Annotated in this window: 13 protein-coding genes and 1 pseudogene; 9 read left to right on the top strand and 5 right to left on the bottom strand. The window is 68.4% G+C overall.

Translation table 11 applies throughout. The annotated features are described in order from the left end of the window. The 7 genes and pseudogenes from ACWDU1_RS01995 to ACWDU1_RS01965 all read left to right on the top strand — a co-directional run. Positions 1-527, top strand: a pseudogene (locus tag ACWDU1_RS01995) (hypothetical protein); the annotation flags it as partial. 83 nt (positions 528-610) lie between these two features. Continuing rightward, complete coding sequence (locus ACWDU1_RS01990) at positions 611-1,414, top strand: class I SAM-dependent methyltransferase (RefSeq protein ID WP_449995068.1); 804 nt, start codon at positions 611-613, stop codon at positions 1,412-1,414. Positions 1,415-1,591: 177 nt separating this feature from the next. After that, positions 1,592-1,978, top strand: a complete 387-nt coding sequence (locus ACWDU1_RS01985; protein WP_449995067.1) for an SseB family protein — start codon at positions 1,592-1,594, stop codon at positions 1,976-1,978. Between the two features lie 24 nt (positions 1,979-2,002). Beyond that, positions 2,003-2,641 (top strand): type VII secretion target, encoded by a 639-nt coding sequence (locus tag ACWDU1_RS01980; protein WP_449995065.1) that lies wholly within the window; start codon positions 2,003-2,005, stop codon positions 2,639-2,641. Next, complete coding sequence (locus ACWDU1_RS01975) at positions 2,642-9,682, top strand: putative T7SS-secreted protein (RefSeq protein ID WP_449995063.1); 7,041 nt, start codon at positions 2,642-2,644, stop codon at positions 9,680-9,682. Next, a complete protein-coding gene (locus tag ACWDU1_RS01970) occupies positions 9,675-10,544 on the top strand; it encodes a DUF6881 domain-containing protein (protein WP_449995061.1) in 870 nt (289 codons plus the stop codon). The genes ACWDU1_RS01975 and ACWDU1_RS01970 overlap by 8 nt, the downstream gene beginning before the upstream one ends. 42 nt (positions 10,545-10,586) lie before the next feature. After that, on the top strand, positions 10,587-11,807 hold the full coding sequence (locus tag ACWDU1_RS01965) for a TerD family protein (RefSeq protein WP_449995059.1): 1,221 nt from the start codon (positions 10,587-10,589) through the stop codon (positions 11,805-11,807). 74 nt (positions 11,808-11,881) lie between these two features. Here the strand turns inward: ACWDU1_RS01965 and ACWDU1_RS01960 are convergent, their stop codons facing one another. Continuing rightward, positions 11,882-12,706 (bottom strand): SDR family NAD(P)-dependent oxidoreductase, encoded by an 825-nt coding sequence (locus tag ACWDU1_RS01960; protein WP_449995057.1) that lies wholly within the window; start codon positions 12,704-12,706, stop codon positions 11,882-11,884. A 49-nt stretch (positions 12,707-12,755) separates the two neighbouring features. Here ACWDU1_RS01960 and ACWDU1_RS01955 point away from each other — a divergent pair, with 49 nt between their 5' ends. After that, on the top strand, positions 12,756-13,166 hold the full coding sequence (locus ACWDU1_RS01955; RefSeq protein WP_449995055.1) for a winged helix-turn-helix transcriptional regulator: 411 nt from the start codon (positions 12,756-12,758) through the stop codon (positions 13,164-13,166). A gap of 132 nt (positions 13,167-13,298) precedes the next feature. Beyond that, on the top strand, positions 13,299-14,105 hold the full coding sequence (locus ACWDU1_RS01950) for a FadR/GntR family transcriptional regulator (protein ID WP_449995053.1): 807 nt from the start codon (positions 13,299-13,301) through the stop codon (positions 14,103-14,105). Position 14,106: 1 nt separating this feature from the next. Here the strand turns inward: ACWDU1_RS01950 and ACWDU1_RS01945 are convergent, their stop codons facing one another. From ACWDU1_RS01945 to ACWDU1_RS01930, 4 genes are read right to left on the bottom strand one after another with little or no spacing between them, the layout of a single operon-like run. Further along, positions 14,107-15,018, bottom strand: coding sequence for an acyl-CoA thioesterase (locus ACWDU1_RS01945; protein WP_449995052.1), 912 nt, complete (start codon positions 15,016-15,018; stop codon positions 14,107-14,109). Beyond that, the gene (locus tag ACWDU1_RS01940; protein ID WP_449995050.1) at positions 15,015-15,419 is read right to left on the bottom strand and encodes a DUF427 domain-containing protein; all 405 of its coding nucleotides are present in this window, start codon (positions 15,417-15,419) and stop codon (positions 15,015-15,017) included. The genes ACWDU1_RS01945 and ACWDU1_RS01940 overlap by 4 nt, the downstream gene beginning before the upstream one ends. Positions 15,420-15,450: 31 nt before the next feature. After that, the gene (locus ACWDU1_RS01935; RefSeq protein WP_449995048.1) at positions 15,451-16,080 is read right to left on the bottom strand and encodes a carboxymuconolactone decarboxylase family protein; all 630 of its coding nucleotides are present in this window, start codon (positions 16,078-16,080) and stop codon (positions 15,451-15,453) included. Further along, on the bottom strand, positions 16,077-16,901 hold the full coding sequence (locus ACWDU1_RS01930) for a TauD/TfdA dioxygenase family protein (RefSeq protein WP_449995046.1): 825 nt from the start codon (positions 16,899-16,901) through the stop codon (positions 16,077-16,079). The genes ACWDU1_RS01935 and ACWDU1_RS01930 overlap by 4 nt, the downstream gene beginning before the upstream one ends. Between the last annotated feature and the right edge of the window lie 10 nt (positions 16,902-16,911).

The following is a 16,911-nucleotide window of genomic DNA, read 5'->3' as shown; positions in this document are numbered from 1 at the left end:
GCTGCCAGAACGGCGTGCTGGTCTACCGCGACGGCAAACTCACGAAGGTCACCAGCCCGACCCCCTACGGCCGGATCGGCAACCAGGCGGGCAGCGAGGAATCGCCGATCGTGCTCGGCGACTACAAGAAGGACGAGGACGCCGAACTCGAGCGGCCCGAACAGGTCTCGCTGATCGATACCGAGAAGGGCACCATGCGGCTGGTGGATATCGGCACCAGCTACACGTTCCGCTCGCTCGAACGCGGACCGCACGGGGAGGCACTGGTCCTGGGCACCGACGGCGGGCTCCGGGTGATCGATCCGAAGGCCGGCACCGTGACCCGCACCATCGACGTCCTGGACCCGTGGCAGGAACCCATCGAATGGCAGCAGCCGCGACCGGCGCTGTTCGTACGCGATCACACCGCCTACGTGAGCGATCCGGCCACCCGACAGGTCCACCGCATCGATCTGGAGGCCGGTACGGTCGCCGCCTCGGTCACTCTGCCCGACGCCCCGAACGAGCTCAGCGGCGTGGTCTCCTGAGGTGAGTGCCGCTCACCCGGCGGGACAACCGGCCGCCGGGTGAGCGAACCCCACCAATAGGTGAAAACCGTTATCATCAAGAAATGTCCGACGAGGAACGGCGATTGCGCGCCTTCGACACCGCCAGCAGCGATTTCGATCGCCTCGGTGTCCATCTGTGGAACCCGATCGGGGCCGCGACCGTCGCCGCGACCGCACCGCGCGCCGGTGACCGTGTGCTCGACGCCTGCTGCGGCACCGGCGCCTCGGCGCTGCCCGCGGCCGGCCGTGTAGGTCCCACCGGCCGAGTGGATGCCGTCGACCTCTCCGCTCCGATGATCGATCAATTGCGCCGGACCGCGACCGGACTGGCGCAACTGCATCCCCGCGCCGCGGACGTCACCTCGTGGCCCGAAGGCGGCTACGACGTGGTCCAGGCGGTGCTGGGCATCTTCTTCTTCCCCGATATGACCGCCGGAACCGAGTATCTGGTCGGCCGGGCCCGGCCCGGCGGCCGGGTCGGGCTGACCATCTGGCGCCGTGGTTCCATGGAGGAAGCCGGGCGGCATCTGCATACCGCGCTCGCCCGCGTCACCGGGGCGGCGCCCCGCCCCCGCCCGAAGCATCCCCTCGACGGGATCAACGAATCCGCCGCGTTCCGGGACTGGCTCACCGACCGGGGGCTCACCGAGGTCGCCGTGTCCGAATACGAATTGCGGCTCACGATGACCGCGGAGACGGCCTGGCTGGTCGTCACCGGTTCCGGCTACGTCGGCGCGTTGTCCGGCCTGGATACCGCGAAGATCGCCGAGGTCCGCGGCGCCTACCTCGATACCCTCGCCGCGGCCGGGACGACCGAACTGGAAGCGACCACACTCATCGGTATCGGTACCCGGCCGATCCGTTGACCGGCGGTGGCCCACCGTGTTTCGGCATCGGTGAACGCGCCGCACCGCACGCGTCGGCACCCCTGGACGGCCATCCGGCGAACACGCGTTAACGGATAGGCGCCGAATCGGGATGGGTACCATGAACGTATCCGTCGATCGGACCGGGGATCCATCATGCGGGAGGGAGGTACCGGCATGCCGGAAAGCGACGGCCGTACCGCTCTGCGTGACGAGATCCGGTCGTATTACGCCGGTTTCGGACAGCCCGTGAGCCTGCGCAACGCCCTGCGCGACGCCGCGCTGCTGGTGCCGGTGACCGACGACGACCGGGTGTTCCTGCTGCGGTCCGGCGGGCTGCGCTGGTTGTGTGCCTTCACCACCGTCGAGGAATACGCCCGGTACACGATGGCGCGGGAAACCATGACCGCGGGCGGGGTCGTGGCGGACCGGCAGTACCGGTACCACACCTTCCGGGGCGCGCGGCTGGTCGCCTACGCCGAGCGACAGGAAGATCCCACCGGTATCGCGGTGGATATCGCGGGACGGGCGCCGATGGCCTTCCCGCCGAACGTCATGGAGTAGGCACAACCACGGGAGGGGCGGGGAATGACACAGCAGGTGCAGGTCGATCCGGCGGTACTGCAACAGGCCGCGGACGGGATCGAGGCCACCATCGGGGAATTGACCGAGCTGGGTATCGGGGAGACCGGCAATATGGGCCGGGGCTTCTCGCTGCTGACCATGTCGACCCTCGATATCGGCAAGCACACCGTGCAGAAGTCCTTCGAGGAGTTCACCGAACGCTGGTCGTGGGGCGTGCGCGCCCTGGTACAGGCCGGTAATTCGATCGCGCAGACGCTCGGTCTGGCAGCCGGGCGCTACGACGAGATGGACAACCAGGCCGAGGGCACCCTGAAACAGATGTGGACCCATCTGGTGGGCAACCCGCATCTGTCGGAAGAGGAGATCACCAGCCGGTCCTGGGGCGATACCTTCGCCGACAACCCCATCAACCATGTCCTCAACCCCGACTACAGCCCGGAATCCTTCGAGCGGGCGTTTCAGACCATCGAGACCAACAACCGGATCATCGAGGAGGTCGGCCCGCAGGCACTGGCGAATCTGAGTGTTTTGAGCCCGGTGAGCATTCCGACGACGATCGGGGCCACCGGCGAGACGCCGGGCTGGAATACGGGGGCCGCGCAACGCGCCGCGGAGATCACGCAGGAGTCCGGGGGGCAGTAGGTGGGGGTTTTCGATTTCGTCGACGATATCGGCGAGGCGATCGAGGACGGTGTCGAGAATGTCGTCGAGGGCGCCGGTGAACTGATCGACGACGGGCTGGATCTCGTCGCCGAGGGCGCGGACGCCATCGGGCTCGACGGCGCCGCCGAGGCGCTCGACGATTTCGGCGACGAGATCGCCTCGGCCACCGGCGGCGACGTCGAGGAGCGGGAACTCGGCGAGACCGATGACCCGACGGAGTTGATTCTCGGTAACCCCGCCGAGATCGGCTCGACGGCCCAGACCCTCGACGATATGGCGGCCGCCCTCGAATCCACCGGGGAGGCGCTGAAACAGATCGATTCGGCGAACTGGGTCGGCGACGGCGCCGACGCGTTCAACGAGGTCTACGACAAACAGCCGAAACTGTGGTTCGACGGCGCCGACGCCATGGCCGACGCGGCCGAGGCGATGACCGCCTGGCACAACGTGGTGAAAACCGCGCAGGGCAAGGCGGCCGACGCCATCGACGAGTGGAAGGCCGCCGCCAGGGAGGAACAGCGGCAGATCTCCTGGTGGAATTCGCTGACCGGCGAACAGCAGTCGCAGACCACCCTGGTGGACACCTGGACCCCGATGCGCAACAACGCCCGGGCGATTCTGCGCAACGCCCGGATCGCGCGCGACAACGGCGCCACCGTCGCGGTGGGCGCGATCACCGCCGCCACCGAGAAGGCCCCGGCCGAACCACCTTTCACCGACCGCTGGCTGGCCAACCTCTCCGATCTCGGCGGCGTGCTCGAACACGGTGCCCTGAATTTCATGTCCGGCCTGCTCACCAGCCTCACCGGGCTCGTGCAGTTCGTCCGGCAGGTGAACCCGTTCGACACCTACAACCTGACCCACCCGGCCGACTATCTGGAAGGACTGTCGAACCTGGGCACCGGGCTGGTTGTCGCGGCCGCGGATCCGGGCGCCGCGGTATCGGCGATCCTGGACGACGCCCGCCGCAATCCCTTCGAGTTCATGGGCGCCCTCACCGGCGACGCCCTGCTCACCGCGGCGACCGGCGGCGGAGGCAGCGCCAAGGTCGCGATCAGCGCGATGCGCCGGCTCGCCGACGCGGGTCAGACCGCCCGACGGCTCGACGACCTCGCCGATCTGGGCCGCCATCTGCCGGGCAACCACCCGCCGAATCCGCACACCCCCAGCAATCCGCCCGGTCATCCGAACCAGCCCTCGCACCAGGCCGGACCGGCCCCGGATTCCGGTCACACCCCGGATTCCGGCCCGATGGACACCGGCAACCGCCCGGATTCGGACGGCCCCGGCGGCGGTGACCGTCCCTCCCACGACACCGACGAGCCCCCGGCCCGATCGGAGCCCGCGCGGGACCGCGAAACCGACGAGGACCCGGGCGGCGGACAATTACCGGATCACACACCCGACGATCCTCCCGCCGCCCGCCCCGACAACGACCGGCCCGCGGATACCGATACCGAGGCACCACCGCCCCGGGCCGATACTCCCGAACCGGACCGCACCCCCGACCCGGATCCGCAGGGCCCGGGCGACGATCCCGACCCACCGCCGCAGCGCACCGAGCCGCGCCCCGACGCGGCCGACCCCACCACCCGCACCGACCCGCCACCGACCACACCGGCCGATTCCGGCCCGGGCTCCCACACCCCCGGCGATTCCGCAACGCGCCCGGCGGGCCACGACGATCCGCAGCGACCGCCGGCGCAGACCGGCACCGATCCGTCCGCCGGGCCCGGCCGCGACACCTCGCCCGACGCGCCCCGGGATCCGGCACCGGACACCGGCACAGACCGGCCTGGCACGGATCCGGCAGCCGAAGCGCCGAACTCCCGGGACGACACCGGCCCCGCGACCGGCGACACGAGCCGCCCGCCCTCGTCTCATCCCGAGAGCGACCGCCCGTCCACATCGGGCCGGGACACCGAGAACGCGCCGGGCAGCCGCCCGGAAGGCGGCGACCCGCCCGGGCCCCGCGGTGATACCGAGTCTCCCGGCGGCCGCGATACCGGCCAACCGGGCACACGCACCACCGACGAGTCGCCGGCCGGGGTCACCGACGACCCGAACGCCCCCCGAAACCGCCCGGACGACTCCGGTACGCCTTCGCCCTACCTCGCCCCCGGGACACACCCGGGTCCGGGCACTCCCGGCCCGCGCCCGGACGCCGGTCCCGACTCCCGATCACCGGATCCGGACGACCGGTCGCGGCGGCCGGACCATTCGTCCCCGGCTCGCCCTCGCGACACCGGGCCGGCGTCACGCGCGCCGGAGAGTTCTTCGCCCGCCCGCACCCCCGGCTCCGCGCCGTCACACACACCCGACCGCCCCGGCCCCACCACCCGCCCGGACCCCGGCGCCTCGTCGCCTGCCCGGCCCGACGCGAATCCCGCACCGGCCACCCGGCCGGACCACGAGTCACCCGCCCGGCGCCCGGAGTCCGACGGCCGAGCCGACCGCCCGGGCCCACGTCCCGATACTTCCGACAGCCGGCCCCCGCGCGACGGAACACGTCCCCACGGCGACGATCACGACGGTCCGCGCGCACCGACCCGCCACGACGATCCGGATTCACCGACCGATCGCACCGGCCGCGATCCCGCCGACCGGCCGGGAGACCGGCCCCCACATGACCGCGATCGCGACCCCGATCACCGGGATCACGACCCCGATAGGCGCGATCACGACACCCCCGCGGACCGCGATACCCAGACGCCGCGGGACCGGGCCGATACCGACCGCGACGCCCACGAACACGCCCGCGAATCCGGCGCCGACCACAACCGCACCCCCGAGCAGAAGACCTGCTCCACCGATCCGGTGGATATCGGCACCGGCGAATTCCTGCTTCCCGACGTCGATGTCGAGCTCGCCGGTGTGCTCCCGTTGCTACTGCGGCGGTCGCATCATTCGAACTACCGGTTCGGGCGCTGGTTCGGGCCGTCGTGGGCCACCACGCTGGATATCCGGATCGCCGTCACCGACGACGGTGTCGTCTTCTTCGGCGAGAACGGCATCATGCTCGCCTACCCGCATGCCGAGGCCGGCTTCCCGGCCCCGCCGCTCACCGGAGGCCGGCAGTGGTCGCTGACCGCCACCGAGTCCGGCGGTTACCGGGTGTGGGACCGGGAACGGGAACTCACCTGGCATTTCGCACCGGAACCGATACTCGGCGGCCTGGATACCGCGCTCGGCAATTACGCGGTATCGGCCCTCACCGACCGCCACCACAACCGCATCCGCTTCCACTACGACGCCCGCGGCGTCCCGGTGGAGGTGTCGCATTCCGGCGGCTACCGGATCCGGGTCGATACCGGCGGTGACCGTATCACCGGGCTGTCGCTCGTCACCGGTGCACCGGATGCCCCCGTCGCGATACCGCTGCGGATATTCGGTTACGACGCCGGGGATCTGGCGGTCTTCACCAACGCCTCCGGTGCCACCACTCGTTACACCTACGATGCCGCGCACCGAATGACCTCGTGGACCGATTCCAACGGCAACCGCATGGTCAACACCTACGACGACTCCGGCCGGGTCATCCGCCAGCGCGGGACCGCGGGCATGCTGAACTGCGATTTCGACTATCTGGAACTACCGGACGGCACCGGGCGGCTGACCCGGGTGACCGACTCACGCGGTGCGGTCACCGCCCACGGATTCGACCGTGATCTGCGATTGCGCGATCTGGTCACCCCCGGCGGCGCCCGATTCCACTACGACTACAACCTCGACCGGAAGCCGCTGGTCGTCACCGGCCCCGACTCCGCCACCAGGACGCGATACGTCTACAACTCCGACGGCGATCCGACGGCGATCACCCGGCCCGACGGCGCGAGGATCGAACTGGAATACGCGCTACCCAACCGCGCCGCCGCCGTCACCGGCGCGGACGGGGTGGTGCATCGCCGCGAATGGTCCGACAGCGGGGACCTGACAGCGGCGCCGGACGCCGCCGGTGGCCGGATCGAGTTCGCACACCGGGCCGACGGCGCCCTCGCCACCTTCACCGCCGGGGGCGGCCGGACCGTCGTGCACAGCGATGCCGCCGGGTTGCCGATCCGGATCACCGACCCGCACGGCGGGATCACGGAGATCGAGCGCGATGCCGCGGGCCGTCCGCTCCGCCGGATCGCCGCCGACGGTGCCACCACCCAGTACGAATGGTCGGCGGCCGGGAATCTCGTCCGGAGAACGGATCCCGGCGGCGCCGAGGAGGCCTGGGACTACGACGGCGAGGACAATCTCGTCCGGCATATCGACCGTGCCGGCGGGGTCACCGAATACCGCTACGGTGTTTTCGACCTGATCGCCTCGCGCACCGACCCCGACGGATCGGTCACCCGGTACGAATGGGACACCGAACGCCGCCTCACCGCCGTCCACAATCCGCTCGGGCAGCGCTGGACCTACGAATACGACCCCGCCGGGCGACTGACCGCCGAAACCGACTACTCCGGGGCCACCACCACCTACACCCGGGACCCGGCCGGTCGGGTCGCCGAGGTCACCCTCGCCACCGGCGTCACCCGGTACCACCGTCACGACATCCTGGGCAGGCTCACCGAGATCGCCACCGGTACCGGTGAATGGATCCGCTACACCCACGACCGCGCCGGCCGAGTCCTCGGCGCGGTCACCGGAGCCGGTACCGAAACAATCCACACGATCGAATACGTCTACAACGCCGCGGGATTGCCGGTCACCGAGCGAATCGACGACCGCGCGCCGATGCTGCACACCTACGATCCCTACGGCCGCCGCGCCGGCCGCACCATCCCGGCCGGCGCCGAGACCGGCTGGCATCACGATATCGCCGGCCGCGTCGAGAGGGTCGATCTCGGTGATCGCGATATCACCGTCGAATACGACCCTCTCGGCCGGCGCACCGGCTGGCGCACCGGCGAGGTCTCCGTCCTGCGCGCCTTCGATCGCAACGGCCGCGTCGTCCGCCAGGACGCGACCGCGTTTCCCGCACCGCTGCTGTCCCTCGGTCTCGGCGAGGGAAACCGCCCGTCCCCGCGCCCGCTGCACCGCGACGAATTCGACTACCGCCCGGATGGTCACCTCACCGCGCACACCACCAGCCGATCCGGAAACCCACCGCGGGCACGCCACTACACGCTGGACAGCATGGGCCGGGTCACCACCGTCACCGGTAGCGACCACACCGCCGAGCACTACGGCTACGACGCACTCGGCAATATCACCGGCGCGGCACGGATACCCGGGCCGCCCGGCGCCGACCCGGCCGTGCTGCCGCCCGGGTCGGCCTCTCCCCATCGATACGACAACAACCTGCTGGTCCACGACGGCCACAACCACTACAGCTACGACCGCGGCGGTCGCCTGATCCGCAAAACCGCCACCGGACCGTCGGGCCGGGCCGGTGTCTGGTTCTACCGCTACAACGGATTCGACCAGCTCACCGACGTCTATACGCCGGACAGGCAGTGGTGGCGATACACCTACGATGCGCTCGGCCGGCGCACCACCAAACAGCGTCTGGACACCACCGGAACCGTTCTGGAGCGAACCGATTTCACCTGGGACGGAGATCGGCTGATCGAATGCGCCGAACCGGGCACGACGACCCGCTGGGAATACCTGCCGGACTCCCACACCCCGATCACCCAGATCAGGTATCGCGAGGGTCGCGAACCCGAGATCTGCACGATCATCACCGACCTCGTCGGCACACCGGCGCATCTCGTCGACCCCGTCACCGGCGAGACCGTCGCCACCGCCACCACCGATCTCTGGGGCAACACGACCTGGGCCGGTACCGGCACCACGCCGCTGCGCTTCCCCGGCCAGTTCCACGACCCCGAAACCGGCCTGCACTACAACCGCCACCGCTTCTACGACCCCGAGACCGGCCGCTTCCTGACCCGCGACCCCCTGGGCCTGGCCCCCGCCCCGAACCCCTTCGTCTACCCACACAACCCCACCGTCTGGAGCGACCCGCTCGGCCTCATCCCCCGAGCCTGTGACGAGGACACCCCGGACCCCGACCGAGAACCCACCCCCGACCCCGACAACCCCACCCCGCCCGATCCCACTCCGGCCCGCCCGACCGCGGACACGGACCGTATACCGGACACCGATCCCGCTACGCCCGGTGGACCCGACACGGATACCGGGCGCCCCGGAACCGACGATCCCCCCGCCGACCGCGACCCCGCGGCCGCACCGCTCGCGGTTCGAACCGATTCCGCGGACGACAGCCCTACTCCGGACAGGCGGCTACCGACCTACCAACGACCGGATGCCTATTCCGGTGAGCCGAGACCACTCACCCGCGCTCAATTACGAGACCTCCGACGGCCTTACGATCCGAGTGGGAACCTGAAACCATCGCAGTTGGAGCCGAATACTCGGTATGAACACCGAGATGGCAATAGAGTAACGGTGGTCGTCACCCGCGCAGATAGAACGCCGGAGTACATCGAGACGTGGGGTAGTCGCGATGCAAGTGGTAACACCGTTGACACCATCAAGTACAACCCGCTGCTTCGAAATCCCCTCCCGAACACGACGTATCGAGTGAACCAGGATTTCTTGGTACGCACCGATGAATACGGACGGGTAGTGGAAGGCTACAACCAGCGGCTCGAAATCATCGACGAACCCAATCGGACGAGAAGCGAATCTCAGCAATCCAGCTTCAACAAGACAAAGGGGACCATCAGCGGCCCGAGCGTAGATGCGGGTCACCATTTCCGCGTAATGTTCGGATCTCCGGCAGAGCACCTGTTCTATACGCATCAGAGATCGAGCGTGAATCATGGCGGCGGCGAATTCTATATTATGGAGGGAAATATCGAAGATTTACTCGTGCAGCACGCAAATGACACACCGCCCGGTCGAGTGGAATACAGCGTGCTGATCGAGTACGATCATACTCCGTCGGCAACCGGTACCTGGCCGAAGAATGATGAGCGCGTGCCATCCAGATATGACGTTCAATACAGGCTTACCGGCACCAGAATATGGGAACAGGACATGATCGATAATGGCTGACAGCGAAAATTCTGGGCTGACCGGACAAAACGAGTTGGTCCAGCTGGTAAGTCGTGGAATCGTGAACGACGCACCGCCGAGATGGACCCGGATCGAGGCGGTCTATATCGCCGCGGGCAATTGGATCCACCGCAGACTCGACATCCAGACGGAAACCGGGCCGTACGACGGCCCGCCCGGAACCATCGATCCCGAACCGATTCGCAAGCTCCGGGAGGTCATGTACACACCCGGGTCAGGTACATGGTTCACCATGTACCTGACCATAGAATCGGACGGTGCTGTCAGCACGAACTTCGACTACGACAGCCGTCCGCCCGTTCCGGCTCGGCTCGGCCCTGTTCTCGTCGACGATCTCCGGAGGTACCCGCGTTCGGTGATCCCGGAATGGGCAGAAGAAGACATAGCCGATTGGAGCAACCGGAGCCCCGGTGGGGAAATAGGCGAGATCGGCAGCCCACATCCGGCCGATGCGGTCTCTCCGGAGTCCGGGTCCAGCGGTACGACCGCGAGCCGCCCGGATGACAACAATCAACCGGTCGGTGCCGCCTCGCCCGGATCGCCGACATCCGGAGAAATTCGCTATATCAGGATCGATCGCACCGATAACCCCGCAGTGGAACCCGTTACCACCTATTGCGAAATCGATGAGGACGGATTCGAGAATCGAAAAGTAGAAATCTACCCGGATGAGATCACGGATTATGCGGGCGGGCTCGTAGAAGGCGAAAGGACAATATTGTCCGACGATCCGGTGGCCCCCATCTCGGTTCTATCGAAACAACCAGGACTTCGGGCCCGCGAAATAACGGCGGCAGAGTTTCAGGAAGCCTGGACGGCCGCCGGTGGTTACGAAGACTAGCCGGGCCGACGGACGAGGGAGTCGAACGCGGGCGGAGTGCGGATGTCGAAGGTGATCGGTAAGGGCGGGAACGCGGCCGTCCGGGGCGGGATGTTGCGGGTCTCGGCCACTCCGGCGGGCATCGACCTCACCGCCCTGTGCCTGCGAGGCGACGGCAAGGTCGGCGGGGACGAGGATTTCGTTTTCTACAATCAGCCGCGTTCGCCGGACGGCGCGGTGCGGTTGAGCGGTGCGGAGCTCGAGATCGATGTGGCCGGTGTCGCGGCGGGTACCGATCGAATCGTGGTGTCCGCGTCGGTCGACGCGGGGACTTTCGGTGATATGGCACTCGCGGTGCGGATCGTCGAGGACGGCGGAGATACCTACGACCTCCCGATCACCGGGCTCACCTCGGAAACCACGGTGATCCTGGCGGAGGTCTACCGGCGGGCCGGGGGCTGGAAGATCCGGAATGTGGCGCAGGGTTATGCCACCGGTTTGGCCGGTCTGGCCACGGATTTCGGGATCACGGTCGACGATCCGCCGTCACCGGCGGTGATCGCTGCCCCAGATCCCTCCCCGCCGGCACCGGAACCTTCCGTCGGGCCGCCCGTTCATCCGGCCACATCCGAAGCATGGAACGCCGACTCCACGCCTTCGGTGAATTTCGCGAAAGGCGCGGTGACGCTCACCAAAGGCGCGCCCCCGGTATTGCTGCGGAAGGCGCCGCTGGTCCGATTGCGGGTGGCGTGGGAAAGCGGTACCGACTACGAGGCCTACGCCCTGGTCGTCCTCACCAGTGGCGAAGTCGTCCATATCGCGACCTTCCCCGCCGCGGGCGTCCCGGCCGCCCCGCACTACGGCGAACTCGTACGTCACCTCGGCGACCGGGGACGCGGTGACGTGCGGCGCGGGGGCGGGCAGGCGGAGGAGATCATCGAGGTCCGCCTGGCTCCCGAAATCCTCGCGGTGATCCCCGTCGCGTATTCGGCGATCAACAACGGCACCGGGTCGTTCCACAAGTACCGGGTGACCCTGTCGATCGAGAGCGGCGCCGACAGCGTCACCATCCCCGCCGACCAGGCCAAGAAGTCCGCCTGGATCTTCACCTGCGTACCGGGCATCGTCTACAACCGCCCCGAGGGTGTGCTCATCGAACGGCTCGAGTTCTACAGCAAACGGTTCTCCGAACGCCGCCCCGAAGTGATCCTGCGTCCCGGCGGCGAGGTGGAGGTCCGGATGGACAAGGGCCCGGTGAACCAGTTCAAGTCCGACCGAACCTGACCAGTTCACCGCAGACCACGCGCCGGGCCTACGGGATCCCGGAAACTCCTCTGGCTCCGCGGAACATCGGGGACTCACAGCGTTCGAAGCAATTCCTCGGTGTAGCCGGCCAGGCGGCGCGCGGCGACCGGGTCCAGCGTCGGGAAGGCCGGATCCAGAATCGTGCCCCGGTCGACAGCGGTCAGGGCGGCGGCCGGTGGCCGGTCGATGAAATCCAGGATCGGGGCCACCGACGCCTCGACCGGCCGGGCCCGGAATCGGGCGAGCACGCGAATCATGGTGCGGGTCAACGGGTTCAGGGTGGACAGATCACCACTGCGGGTGAAACCCGGGTGGTACATCACGAACGGGACAGTTCCGCCACCGCTCTCGGCGTAGGCGACTCCCAGCAGATCGTTCGCGCGCCCGGCGTGCAGCTGGGCGCGTACGGTGCTGTACCGGCGGGTGAGCTGCATATCGTCCCACCGCACCGCACCCGCGGTGGCGCCCACCCCGGCGACGCTCACGACAACCGGCGCGGGTGCCGCCGCGAGCTGTGGCCGCAGACCGTGGGCCAGCAGATACCGGCTCAGGTAGTACAGCGCGAAGACCGACTCCAGCCCCTCGGCGGTTTCCCGGCGGCGCGGCCAGGGCCGGTTGGCGAACAACGCCAGCGCGTCGATCGACGGGTACTCGCCGGCGAGATACTCCAGGATTCTGCGGTTCTCGGCGACCGAGCTCAGGTCGGCGCGCAGGAATTCGAGGCGGCCGCCCGCTTCGGCCCGCAACGCGTCGCCTTTCTCGGCGCTGCTGCCGATCGCGACCACCCGGTCACCGCGCGCGAGGCGGGCGCGGGCCAGCGCGCGGCCCATACCGTCGGTGCCGCCGCTGATCACAACGGTTTTCGTATCATCGCTCATGAGGCCGATCGTCGAGGTCGTCCGGTCCGGCGCGCAAGGAGGCAGTTTCATGTCCGGTACGCACACCGATGTTCCGGTCCTGCTCACCGGGCCGCTGCCGGACCCGGTTCCGCGCGCGGAGTACGAGGCCTGTCCGGTGACCGAGATCGCGCGACGGCTCGGGGACAAGTGGACCTTGCTGATCCTGGTCTTGCTCGGGCGCGGGCCGCAGCGATTCAACGCGCTCGAACGGGCGATCGAGGGAATCAGTCAGCGCATGCTGACCCGGACCCTGCGGCAGTTGCAGGCGGACGGTCTCGTGGTGCGGACGGTGTTTCCGACCGTGCCTCCGAGCGTGGAATACTCGCTGAGCGACGCCGGGCGGGATCTGCTCGGGCCGGTGTCGGCGTTGGCGTCGTGGGCGGTTACCCGGTCGCGGGAGAACGCCGGTTCCGTGGCATCGAGCGCGGATATCCCATGACCGTCCCGGCGGCCTCGGCCACCGCAGGCGAAGCTCGGTTCTGTCCTTGCCAATATTGCAATCATTGATGAACTAACCAGGCCGGGATAAACTCCAGTTCATGGTGTATCCATCCGGCCGTAAGCGGCTGTCGTGACGGCCCCGCGGCGCGGGCGGGTCACTCAGCATCGCGTGGCGCAGACCGTCGCGGCGGAGCTGCGCACCCGGATCCTCAACGGCACCGACGACTACCGGCTCCCCACCCAGGATCAGCTCGTCCAGGAGTTCGGCGTCTCCTACCCCTCCATCCGCGAGGCTATCCGGATCCTGGAAACCGAGGGCCTGGTCACCGTCCGGCGCGGCAATGTCGGTGGCGCCGAAGTGCACCGCCCCGACGAGACCTCGGCGGCCTATCATCTCGGGCTCGCGCTGCAGGGCGGTCGCGTGACGCTCGGCGATCTGGCCACCGGCCTGCAGATGCTGGAGCCCATGTGCGCGGCCGAATGCGCCCGCCGCGAGGACCGGCTGGACGTGGTGGTCCCGGCGCTCACCGCGAACATCGCGACATCGATGGAGCTCATCGACGACGGGGTCGCCTTCACCCAGACCGCCCGCGAATTCCACGACCTGGTGGTCTCCTTCACCCCGAACGCGACCGTCCGCTATGTGGTGAGCAGCCTGGTGGCGCTGTGGTCGGCCCAGGAGGAGGCCTGGGCCGAGGCGCTCACCGGCCGTGGCGAGTATCCCTCCCCGGAGCAGGCCCGCGCCGCCGTGCGCACCCATCAGAAGATCGTCGACGATATCGCCGCCGGTCAGGCCTCGGCCGCCGAACATATGGCCTGCGCCCATCTGGCCGCGACCCAGGCCCTGCTGCTCAAACGTTTCGACGACGGCATCGTCAACGCCTCGTCGACCATGGCGCAGCAGGCGATCCGGGGCGAGCGCGGCGTGCGGCGCTGAGCTACAACCGGGCCGAGCTGTGGATCTCGGTCACCGGACCGGGCTCGAAACCCCGGATCATCGCGTCCTGCGCGAAAGAGGCGAGGAGCACCCCGCTCTCGGTGCTGATCTGGCCACGGATATGGGCGCTGCCCGCGCCCATGAACACCGCCTCGTGGTGATAGCGCAGCCAGCCGTCCCATCGCACCGGATCGTGGAAGGTCACGGTGATACCCATGGGCGCGGTCGACAGGGTGTGGTGGGCCTGGGCGGTGCCGAGACCGGGATGCGGGCGCAGCGCCGTGGAAATGCCCAGATGTCCCGTGAAATGCGCCAGAACCGCGCGGCGTAGTTCGTCGGCGGCGGGCACATCGTCGTAGCGCAGCCAGGCATCGACCACCGGCGGGCCGATCTCGTCGGGGTCGTTGATATCAGCGCAGCCGACGATACGGACCTCACGTCCCGTTAGCGGCAGACTGTCGGCCGGTACCGCGTGCTCCGGTCCCGCCACCGGGAGCCCGGCGGGTGCGTCCAGGCGCACCAGATCCGGCTGCGGACTGTCCAGCAGCAGGGTGACGCTGGTGCGGACCCGCAACTCCTGGCGCACGGTCACCGTCACGCTCGCGTAGCTGCGTCCCGTCTTGATCGGGGTGACGGTGAAGTCCAGCGGGAGATCGGGGTCGGCCGCCGAGACGAACAGCGCGTGCGCGGAGCGGACGGTGCGGCCGGGCAGGGCCCGGGTGGCGGCCACGATGCTCTGCCCGAGGATCTGGCTGCCGTCGACCACCCGCCGGCTGCCGCCGTCACTGTCGCCGAGATACCGGGCCGGTACCACCGGATCGGCACGCACATCGAAGATCTCGATCATGCGCGCCATCGAGGATTCCGGGATACCGGTGGGATCGCCGGGTTCGGAGGCGAACTGCGTACTCATGAACGAACCCCTGTATAGCGCCCGGCACCGATGGTGACCGTGACGGCGCTCTGGTCGAAGGCGATATAACCGGCCAGCCGGGCGACGGGCGGATGCGGACGGGGGTAGGTCCAGGCGATCCAGGGCCGGTCGGAGCCGGGCAGCGTCCAATACGACGCCTCACCTTTGAACGGGCATACGGTGTGCAGGCCGTCGACGGGCTCGAGCCGGGTCAGGTCGACCGCGTCCGGCGGGAAGTACACGACCAGGCCGTGATCCTGTTCGTCGACCAGTAGACAGGCATCGCTCGTGGCCAGCTGCCGCCCTCCGGCGACCGCGGTCATCGTATTGGTGCGGGCGAGCAGATCGACGCGGTAGTCGGGGTGCCGGTCGTATCCCGACGGAATGGATTGTTCACTCATCTTCGGCTCCCAACTCTGTGTGCTCCGGACCTCACTGTGCCACGGGCAGATACGGCAGGAGACCGGCTTCGGGCCGGACTCCGAAGGAACGCAGCGCCATGGCCAGCATCGCGTAGGCGCCGACCGTGAAGACGATATCCATCAGCTGTTGTTCGTCGAACTCCCCGGCCAGGGCCTGCCAGGTGCCGTCGCCGATCGCGCCCTCGGTCCGCAGATCGTCGGCGGCGCGCAGCAGCGCGGATTCCTCCGGCGTCCAGCCGGGCGCGTCCGGCCCGGCGGCGATCCGCGCGATCTCGTCCTCGGAGATCCCGGCGTTACCGCCCAGCACGGCATGCTGAGCCCATTCGTAATCGCTGTTCCAGAGATGCGCCACCCGCAGGATGAGCATTTCGCGCTGCCGGTCGGAAAGCGCGGTGCCGTAGAGCAGGTGCCCGTTGAACGGCAGGAACGCCATGGTGAAAGCGGGATAGCGGGCGAGGGTACCCAGCAGGTTGGTCCCGGACTGGGTATTGGACGGCGCGGGCCCGCCGTGGTGCACCCGGGTCCGGAAGTCACGGAAGAAGGCGAGCAACTCCGGCGACCAGTCCGCGGGTTTCAGCGGGGGTATCCGCTCCATATCCTGCTCCTTGCCGATATCGGGATCGTGTGCGGTGCGGTTCACTTGATGGCTTCCGAACCGAGCACGGTGGAACGGGCCATCCGCCGCGGCTGGGTGCGGTCGAACTCGCAGGCCCGATGGACCAGGCCGGTGTTGTCCCAGAGCACCAGATCGCCCACCGCCCACGAGTGGGTGTACACGCGGTCGGGGGTGGTGGCCCGATGTTCCAGATCGTCGAGCAACGCGCGGTCGCCGTCGGGGTCCTCGCCGTCGATATGGGAGGCGGTGGCACCGAACACCATGGAACGGCGACCGGATTCGTGTTCCCACACCAGCGGATGCACTTTCGCCGCCAGGCGGTCCCATTCCGCGAGCTGTTCGGGTGTGGGATCGGGATGGCTGAGTTTCTGCACCCGCGCCATCCGGTGCACCACGCGGATATCGGCCAGCCGTGCCTTCTCCCGCTCGTCCAATTCCTCGTAGGCGAGATAGGTGCTCGCGAACGCGGTTTCACCGCCTTCCGCGGTGATCACCCGGGCGCTCATGATCGAGGTCTTGGCGATGACGCGGTCCAGGCAACCGTCGATATGCCAGAAATCGTTGCTCGGGAAATACTTGGCGAGCGGGTTGGCCGGGTCGAAACTGATCTCCATCACGTTCTTGTTGGGGAACGGGAACTTCGCCAGTTCGCCGAGTTTCGTGCCGAATTCGACCTGCTGCGCATCGGTGGCGTGCAGTTCCCGGAACAGCACGACCCCGTGCCGCTCCAGCAGATCCTCACAGATCCCGGGCAGATCCGGATCGGTGACGAATCGGTGCGCGTCCACCTCGAGAACCTCGACGCCGACCTTCTCGCTCAGTTCTCTCGTTGCTACCGCCGGCATGACTCTGCCT

The organism is Nocardia sp. NPDC003345, assembly GCF_053589395.1.
The sequence above is the reverse complement of the archived record's forward strand: the minus strand, read 5'-3'. Positions and strand labels throughout refer to the sequence as shown.